8 protein-coding genes are annotated in these 9,419 nt (G+C 45.4%); all 8 read left to right on the forward strand.

Features of this window, described 5'->3' with window-relative positions; all coding sequences use genetic code 11:
* The first annotated feature begins 384 nt into the window (after positions 1-384).
* The 8 genes from C162_RS14900 to C162_RS14935 all read left to right on the forward strand — a co-directional run bounded on the left by C162_RS14900 (position 385) and on the right by C162_RS14935 (position 9,059).
* The gene (locus C162_RS14900) at positions 385-1,113 is read left to right on the forward strand and encodes a hypothetical protein (protein ID WP_036695282.1); all 729 of its coding nucleotides are present in this window, start codon (positions 385-387) and stop codon (positions 1,111-1,113) included.
* A 52-nt stretch (positions 1,114-1,165) separates the two neighbouring features.
* Positions 1,166-1,576, forward strand: a complete 411-nt coding sequence (locus C162_RS14905; protein ID WP_036695296.1) for a GntR family transcriptional regulator — start codon at positions 1,166-1,168, stop codon at positions 1,574-1,576.
* Positions 1,576-2,505: an ATP-binding cassette domain-containing protein gene (locus C162_RS14910; protein WP_036695283.1), complete on the forward strand. Its 930-nt coding sequence runs from the start codon at positions 1,576-1,578 to the stop codon at positions 2,503-2,505. The genes C162_RS14905 and C162_RS14910 overlap by 1 nt, the downstream gene beginning before the upstream one ends.
* A 2-nt stretch (positions 2,506-2,507) precedes the next feature.
* Complete coding sequence (locus tag C162_RS14915) at positions 2,508-3,410, forward strand: ABC transporter ATP-binding protein (RefSeq protein WP_036695284.1); 903 nt, start codon at positions 2,508-2,510, stop codon at positions 3,408-3,410.
* Positions 3,403-4,692, forward strand: a complete 1,290-nt coding sequence (locus C162_RS14920; RefSeq protein ID WP_036695285.1) for an ABC transporter permease — start codon at positions 3,403-3,405, stop codon at positions 4,690-4,692. Before C162_RS14915 ends, C162_RS14920 begins: the two co-directional genes overlap by 8 nt.
* 40 nt (positions 4,693-4,732) lie before the next feature.
* The gene (locus tag C162_RS14925) at positions 4,733-4,933 is read left to right on the forward strand and encodes a hypothetical protein (RefSeq protein WP_036695286.1); all 201 of its coding nucleotides are present in this window, start codon (positions 4,733-4,735) and stop codon (positions 4,931-4,933) included.
* Between the two features lie 603 nt (positions 4,934-5,536).
* Positions 5,537-7,321, forward strand: a complete 1,785-nt coding sequence (locus tag C162_RS14930; protein WP_036695287.1) for an ABC transporter ATP-binding protein — start codon at positions 5,537-5,539, stop codon at positions 7,319-7,321.
* On the forward strand, positions 7,311-9,059 hold the full coding sequence (locus C162_RS14935) for an ABC transporter ATP-binding protein (RefSeq protein ID WP_036695288.1): 1,749 nt from the start codon (positions 7,311-7,313) through the stop codon (positions 9,057-9,059). Before C162_RS14930 ends, C162_RS14935 begins: the two co-directional genes overlap by 11 nt.
* Positions 9,060-9,419 lie beyond the last annotated feature (360 nt).

Here is a 9,419-nt window from a genome sequence, read left to right on the forward strand (position 1 = left end):
TAATAAACGCATTGCTGTTTGATTATGCGTAAGTATGCATAGTTTCTCTTGCTTCGCTCCAAAAAAGTCGCATAAGAGATATTGTACGACAAAAAACGTCAAAGTATACATACTGACTTAGCTTCATGTGGTATTTGCATTCAAATCCGGGACTTGTGCCGTAAATCCTGCGTATGCTCCTATAAATAAAGTCCAACCAACCCCGCCCATGTGCGGGGTTTTTTTGTGAATAAAAATAGCCGAGGTTTTCTATTGACAGTGAAAAGCACAGGTCATATACTGTGTATATAGATATATACAGTAAGCACACATAGATACACACTGAAGTTAAGCAGATCTGGCGGCTTCTGCCGCTCAAAGAAGAATAAAGCGAGGTTAAAGGTTATGACGACGTTAAAGCAAGCATGGGTCATCGTACGCAGCGAATTCCACGGTGACCGCTGGAAGCTGCTGTGGGCGCTACTGTTCTCGCTCCTGTTCATGGGATATTTTGCTGCGCTGTCAGGAATGGTCATCGACGATACGTTAACAGGACATGACAAGCAGCTGCTCAGCGATGTTCTGATGGTTACGATGATGCTTATGCTCACGATCACCTTTTCCCGGCGGAACATGAAGTATATCTCGGAGGATACCTATACCCGGATGCTGGGGTATATGCGGGCGTTGCCGGTGCCTGTAGCTGCTGTTCTCTGTAAAAGAAAGCTGGATACCCTGTTCGCCGTTGTCATGAACGGCACGCTGTACTTCAGCCTGATCTATCTGTTCAGCCCTGGAATACGCGCGGAATTGCCGCCTGCTTCGTATCTGGCTTTTGCCTTTACCTGGATCGCTTACAGTCTAATTGTCGCAGGCATTTACATTATCATCGAGTTCTCGGTCAGCGGCGTCATGTACTTCTGGATCATCTCATCCGTTATGCTGCTGGCGGTGGGCGTGTCAGGATTAGTCTACCTGACGGGAGGCAATATTCTGCTCGCTACGGTCGCTGCCTCCAGGTCATGGGGGCTGGGCTCTCCGCTGATGTGGGGTGCACTTGCAGCGGGTGTTCTATCCATGCAGCTATTCTGCAAGTGGACGATTTACCGGCTGAAGAGCCGTGATCTCGTATGAGACGGGGCAAGGCGTTCATCCGGGGGCCGGGCCTGGAAGGCAGGTGTAAATGATGTGGATACCTATACAAATTAATGAGAACAGCGCAGAGCCGCTGTATCATCAGATTGAGACGCAGCTCAGATCGCTGATTATCTCAGGTGCGATTACAGAAGGGACGCTGCTCCCTTCCATCCGCGAATTCGCGGGTGACCTGAAGTGCAGTGTCATTACGGTCCGCCGCGTCTATCAGGATCTCGAGAACGAAGGCTTGCTGCGGACCCGGCAGGGGACGGGCACCTTCGTATCCCATATCGGGACCGGAGCCATGGAGGACTATAAGCAGGAGACCATCCGCAAGGCGCTGGAGAGCGCCGTGGAGGCGGGACTGTCCGTCCAATGCAGCGAAGAGGAACTGACCAGGCTGTTCACAGAGATTGTGAAGAGCAAATACGGGAAGCAGGCAGAAAGAGGGGGAAGCTGATGGGGCAGCAAGCTATAGAACTGCGGGATGTTTGCAAGAAGCGGCGGAACAAAACCATCGGGCCGATGAATCTCCGGCTGCCGCAAGGATATATTACAGCGCTGGTGGGCCAGAACGGCGCGGGCAAAAGCACGCTGCTGAATATGCTCCTGCAGCTGATTTTGCCGGATGAAGGGGAGATCCGCTGGTATGAAGAGGCTTACCGCGGTGTACTGCCGATGGAGCTCCGCCAGACCATCTCTTACGTGCCGGAGATGCCCCAGCCAGAGGAGAACTTCTGGACACCCGGTGAGGCGGCGGCTTTCCGCAGCCACTGGTATCCTTCCTGGGACCAGAGCTATTTCGAGGAGCTGATCCAGAGGTTTGAAGTGCCAGAGAATGCCAGACTGGGTAAAATGTCTAAGGGTGAGCGCCGCAAGTTCGAGCTTGCGGCGGCCCTTGCGGCGAAGCCCCTGCTGCTGCTGCTGGATGAGCCTTCTTCGGGCCTGGACCCTTTTGCCTGGAAGACTATGATTGATACGCTGCAGAACTACATGGAGGAGCACGAGGCGACGATTGTCATCTCGACCCATATTGTGGATGAGGTGCGGCGGCTGGCCGATTACATCGTGCTGATGCATCAGGGGCAGCTGCTGGGAATGGCCGAGAAGGACAGTCTATTCGGCTCTTGGGCTGAGCTGTGGGTTCAAATTGAAGACGAGCAGGACCTGCAGGCACTCGCAGCCGAGCTGCCACAAGCGCTGGAGCTGAAGCTCGAGACGCCGGGTGTGGCTTCCTTTTTAACCCAACAAATTTATCTGTATGAGAAACGCATCCACGATTTGGGCGTAAAGGTACTCAAGAGCCGCAGCCTGGAGCTGGATGAAATCCTAAGCTTATGGACCCGGGGACATCGTCCGGTTCTGATCGACCAGAAGAGAGGGGAATAAGAATGGAAGCATTGCAGTTGAAGCAGGTAGTGAAGCAGTACGGTGAGAAGACAGCCGTCAACGGAATCAGTCTAAAGGTGGAGCAAGGCGAGATTTACGGTCTGCTGGGTGCCAACGGCGCCGGCAAAACAACGACTATGCGCATGGTGCTCGGCCTGATCTATCCCGACGAAGGGAGCATCCTGTATAACGGCAAGCCGTATAGTAAGGAGCTTCAGCATCTGATGGGCTATCTGCCGGAAGAACGGGGACTGTATCCGAAGGTCAAAGTAAGCGATCAGATTATCTATCTGGCGCAGCTGCGCGGGATGTCCGCCAGTGAAGCGGATAAGAGCCTGAAGTACTGGCTGGAGCGCTTCGATGTTCCGGAATATTACAATAAGAAGATTGAAGAGCTGTCCAAGGGTAATCAGCAGAAGATGGGCTTCGTCGCCGCTGTGGTCCATAAGCCGAAGATTCTGATCCTGGATGAAGCCTTCAGCGGCCTCGATCCGGTCAATGTGGAGCTGCTCAAGGATACAGTCAGAGAGATGCGGGATCTGGGAACGAGTATTCTGTTCTCCACGCACCGCATGGAGCATGTTGAGGAATTATGCCGCAATATCACGATTCTTGACCGTTCGAACACCGTAGTTCAGGGAGATATCCGCGAGATCAAGAAGGGGTATCCGCGGGAAGAGGTTGTACTGCGCACCGCCGGGGAAGTGAACGGACTTACCGAGATTGCCGGAGTTACCGGAGTGCAGCGGCAAGAGCGCGGGTATGTGTTATCCATCAATGACCTGGGAGCGTCGCAGCGCATATTGCAGCTGGCTGTGGCTCAAGGCGAGGTCGAGCATTTCGAGATTAAGGAACCGACGCTAAACCAAATCTTTATCAGAGCGGTGGGTGAATCCAATGAATAAAATGGCAACCATTATCGGCTTCACATTCAAGAACAAGGTAAGAACGAAATCCTTCATGATTACGACCCTGATTCTGGTGCTTCTGCTTAGCATTGGGATGAATATTCCTTATCTAATCAAAGTGTTCAAGGGAGAAGACGGTGCCAAGGACGCGACACAGATCGGAATAGTTGCCACGCAGGGCTTCCGGCCCGCCGAGCTGCTGCTCGCTTATACTCCGCCGGCTGAAGCAGACGATAAAGTCGTATTTACCGCTTATCCTTCCGCTGAGGATGCTGCGCTGAAGCAGGGGTTGGAGGATGAGAAGATTGAGGGGTATCTTACCTTTGCCGACAAGGGCAGTGTAGGGGTGCCACCGGTTACGTATCACAGCAAAGACGGAGACATCAGCAGCCAGCTGAGAACGAATCTGCAAGCGGCTCTACAGCAGGTGAATACCGGGCTGATTGTCGGCGACAAGCTGACCGAGAGCCAGGTGGCGGCAATCTTCGCTCCAGTCTCCATCGGTACAGAGCAGCTCAGTTCCAGCGGAGCAGTGGATGGCTCAGATCAGGATCAAGCGAAGCCTGTTATCAATTATGTAGTAGTCTATGTTCTGCTGATGCTGTTCTTCATGTCAGTCATGATGACCGGGAATATGATCTCAGCCGAGATTACCTCGGAGAAAAGCTCGCGCATTATGGAGATTCTCATCACCAGCGCCTCGCCTTTAACCCAAATGTTCGGCAAGGTGATCGGAATCTTCCTTGTCGGACTGATGCAGATCGCGATTATCTCGGCTGCCATCGCCGTCAACCTGATGCTGCCGCACAATTCGAGTATCCTGAGTGATTTCAATATGGATCTGGGCCAGCTGAATGCCGGAATTCTCGTCTATGGATTCATCCTGTATATCCTGGGCTACTTCCTGTACGCCCTGATGTATGCCGCTGTCGGTTCAATTGTCAGCCGGACAGAGGATCTGGGACAGGCCGTGATGCCGGTCATGATGCTGGGCTTCGTCAGCTTCTATCTGCCGCTGTTCAGTATCTCGAACCCGGACACTCTGCTGGTTAAGGTCGCGAGCTTCGTGCCATTCACCTCTTCGCTCAGCCTGCTGCTGCGCATCGGGGTCGGACATGTGGCCTTCTGGGAGATCATGGTCTCGCTGGCGATCCTGCTGGCTACAACCTTCCTCTTCGGCTGGCTCGCCGCCAAGATCTACCGCACCGGCGTCCTGATGTACGGCAAGCGCCCTAGCATCAAGGAGATCAGAAAAGCGATGAAGGCTTATAAAATCTAAGATTGTATACAAAATAAAAACCTGCTAAGGAGTGTCTAACATGATTAAAAAACAATTCAAAAACCAACAGGTATCGACGCTGTTCCTGGCCTCACTTGCAGCCATTGCTGCCAGCCAAGTGATTCAGCCTAGCGCAAGCAACGTGATGGATTTCTCGCAAGGATTGCTGTTAGGCATGGGCCTTGTAGGGATGATGATGACGATTGTGACCCTGGGTAAATCTAAGAAACGTAGCGAATAAGACGAAGTTGCAGCTAATACCAAGCTCATCCGTGATTACGGGTGGGCTTTTTTTGAAATACAAGAAATTATATGTTTCACACGATGACTTATCCTTCTATTTCTCGCTGAAACGGTACTGTCCCTTAAAAGGACGGCAAAGCCGTTTCCACTTGTGATTGTACTGGAGTTGGGACTTCCGTGATGATTCTAGAATGTATGCGAATCCATACAAGCGGTCGGTGAGAGGGAATTCTCAGAATTGGCGAGAGATAGGGGAGTGCTGCATGGTGCTGGAGGACGTGTTTGTGCCGGGAGCCGGGAAATATGATAAGGTATCAATTAGAGGCGGAAATTCCAATGAAGCACCAAATTTTACATAGTCATCATAGCTGAAGTGATTCAGCAAAGTCCCGATTTAAGTGTGGACCTGATTAACCTTATTTATAGCTCTGAGTTCAAGGGCATTGAACCCGAGCTCAACCCAGGCATGGAAATTGTCGCAGCACTGAAGGGGAATTGAATAACCTAGTAGGCTTAAATGAAGCCACGACAGCCCGGTTAACATAGTAACTAATATTAATCAAAGGACTGATGTCATATTGCATACATAGATACGTTAAATGTGAAGTACAAAAACACTCTGTATATCATCGGGAAAGCATGGTTTTTTGATAAAAAATATATCTTAATGACACTTTGTTTAACGGTTTTTGTCAGCATTCAACCATTTTTAGCGGTATTCATGCCTAAGTTAATCATTGACGAATTAACGGGACAAAACCGCTCTAATATGCTCATTATGTTAATTGTTTGTAGCACAGGTGCTTTGATTGTTGTGAATTTCGCGATAAATTTTATCGAACAGAGAAATAACTGTCTGAAAATTGTGTATGGATTTTTACGCAAATATACCAACGTTAACCTAACAACAGATTATGCTAATATTGAAAACGCTGAATTTTTGAACAAATCCAATACCGCAAGAATGACAATTTATAGTGTGGTAAATAGTTTTTTGCCGCAAATATCTTCACTGATGAGCAATATATTCATTGTATTGGGTTATGCGGCCATTATTATGACGCTTCACCCCTTACTCTTTATCTTTAATGTTGTAATGGCGTTTGTACTAGCGAAATTTACTAATCACGCCAAAAGCTTTCATTACCACAAGCAGGATGCCATTTCAGAGCAGGAGCGGCAGAAAGATGTAATAAGCGGCATTATGAAGGATTTTAGCTACGGTAAAGATATACGCTTGTTCAACTACGGACCGTTTTTAATTAATAAATATAATATAGCAAAGTGTAAGCGTTTTCTTTTGGCCAAAGAGATATCTAAGAAATATTTTTTTGTTCAAAGCGTAGAGTTATTATTCTCTTTTTTTGGCGAAGTTGTTTCGTATACATATTTGGCCTACCTGATATGGCATAACCAAATTTCCATTGGTGATTTTATCATGTATTCGGCATCTATTGCTGTATTCTATCACGCTATTAAAAATAGTATGAGCAGCTTGGTGGATATTAATGATAATACCTTGCGTATTAGCGATTTACGTGAGTTTTTGTATTATGAACAAGAGGAGGACTCTGCCCTTCCCGCAGATCAGCATCTATCGCCGCCCTATTCGATTGAATTCAGGAATGTATCATTTAAGTATGAGGGTGCGGATAACTTTGTGATGAAGGATTTTTGCTTGACAATTGAGCAAGAGCAGCGGCTCGCTATTGTGGGCGTGAACGGTGCTGGAAAGACGACAATAGTTAAATTACTATGTCGTTTATATAAGCCGTCTGAGGGTGAAATCCTGCTGAATGGAATAAACATTCAATCCTTCCCTAAGCAGCAGTATCTCGCTCTTATCTCCACTGTTTTTCAAGAAATTGTGCTCTTTGCCTATTCCATTGCCGAGAATATTTCACTCCAAGAACGCGGGGAAATGAATATCGAATTAGTCAATGAATGTCTAAGAAAGGTTGGGCTGGCAGAGAAGATAAGTTCATTTAAGCAGGGGATTCATACGAGTTTGTACAAGATTTTAGACGAAAATGGTATCGAGTTATCCGGTGGTGAAAGCCAACGGGTTTCTCTAGCGCGTGCTCTATATAAAAACGGAGGTATTATTATTCTCGATGAGCCCACTTCCGCTTTAGATCCATTGGCAGAATATGAATTGTATAAAAACTTCAATGAAATCGTAGAAAATAAAACAGTGTTGTATATTTCACACCGGCTATCTAGCACTCGTTTTTGCGATAAAATTGCCTACATTGAAAATGGTACGGTTGTTGAATATGGCGATCATAATCAATTAATGAAGTTTGATGGTAAGTATGCACAAATGTTTAAGGTCCAAAGCCAGTACTATCAATCTGCTGGAGAGGAATACTCCGATGAAGCATGATATCCGAACATTTATTTCTTACATCCAGCTTATAAAAGGCTTATCCAAGAACTACTTTATACTTGTGATTCTATCAGCACTTGTTCAAACTGCGCAGCCCTTTGTTAATATAATCATGCTGCGTTTTATAATCGATGAATTAACCGTCTACAAAGTTGCTAGTCAGTTGATCATGTACATTTCTATAATGGTTATTGGGAATTTAGTCATTGGCTTGCTTGATAGGCTAATGGCAAGAAGTTTGGAATTGAAAAATCATCTGCTTATGGCGGATATCGAGCTTCAGCTGGGCAAAAAGATTATGGATGTTCATTTTAAATATTTAGAGGATGCGAAGGTACTCAACTTGCGGGAGCAAGTGATGTTTTTTATCAACAATAAGATGACTATTGTAGGATTACTTAATCGTTTTATACAGAGTGTTGTTGGGCTTATCGGGTTTTTAATCATAGTAGTAACAATGAATGTTTATATCCTTCTCTTAGTGGTTGCAGTAGTGATTTTTAATTCATATATATACAAAAAAATGAAGAACAGAGAGTTTGAACATGAGCAAAATCAAGTATTGTTTAATCGGAAATGGTCGTATTATATAGGGCTGGCCATTAACTTCTTTACTGCAAAAGATATTCGTCTTTATAACATATCGCCTTTTATTATGAATAAAACTAAGAAATATCATGAAGATGCGATTACAGCCAACGATAAAATAACCCATTACAAAGGTAAGAGCTACGGGATATCTTCACTTGCTATTCAAATACAGAATGCAGCTATTGTTGCTTATGCGGCCTACCGTGTTTTTAAACAAAATATAACGATTGGTCAATTTACGATGTATATTTCATCTGCCAATTTACTTTCTAATCATCTGACAGAGCTGACCAGGTCTGTCATTGAATTCAGGCAAATGTGTAAGCACATCGACAACTTCATTACTTTTAACCGGGTTCCAGAACCTGATAAAGACGGTAATCGTATCTTCCCCAATGATTTAAAGCTGGAATTTAAAAATGTATCGTTTTCCTATAACGATGATTCATCATTAGTACTTAAGAACGTGTCAATTATCCTTCAAATGGGCGAGAAGCTGGCAATTGTAGGCCCTAATGGTGCTGGAAAAACAACCTTCATTAAATTACTATGCAGACTTTATAAACCACAGGCAGGCGAAATTTTATTAGGTGGAAAAAATATTCAGACATACGATTATGAGGAGTATATGAAGCTTCTCTCTGTCGTCTTTCAAGATTATAAGCTACTTCCATTCTCGATTAGAGAAAACCTAGATAACGAAAGTCAAAGGTCGGAAGATGGTATGGAAGAGGTACTGAAGCAAGTCGGTCTATTCGAAAAAATTCAGGAAATACCTAAACGCTTAAACACATCCATATACAAGACACTGGACAGCAGTGGAATTGAACTTTCCGGTGGACAATATCAGAAGCTGGTAATTGCGCGGAATATTCTAAAGGATGCTCCGATTTTAATACTTGATGAGCCCACATCCTCACTAGATCCTTATGCTGAAGCAGAAATATATCAACACTTTAATGTTTTGGCTAAGGGGAGAACGACGATCTACATTTCCCACAGAATGTCTTCTTGTACCTTTTGTGATAAGGTGGCGGTTTTTGATCAAGGCGAGATCGTAGAGTATGGCACACACCAAGAGCTGCTAAATAAAAAGAAGGTCTATGCTGGCATGTGGCATGCACAAGCAACTTATTATAATTAATATCAAGGGAGGAAGCAAAATGATCATCTCACCATGTTTAGAGTTTTCAGGAAATTGCCGCGAGGTTATTGATTTTTAACAAATAACTTATGATGATGATAGTTAAGGGGGAGTACTGGTTATTAAACTACGGTCTCAATAGTATACTCATAGCAGCAGAAAGATTAGAATTCACAATTTCTCAGATCAATTGCGAATTAATTTCAGAAGCCTATTGGAATATTACCAAACCATTTAAGGCCCCTATTATTCTTGAAGAAAGAAATATTTTGTTAGGGCGTGTCTGAAAACTAATCATATTGAAGCTACTTCAACAGAATCATCGCGGAAGCGAGAAAGGCAAAGCTTAAAAAGTTTCGA

This window comes from Paenibacillus sp. FSL R7-269, assembly GCF_000517865.1.
In the GTDB taxonomy this organism is placed as follows: domain Bacteria; phylum Bacillota; class Bacilli; order Paenibacillales; family Paenibacillaceae; genus Paenibacillus_AQ.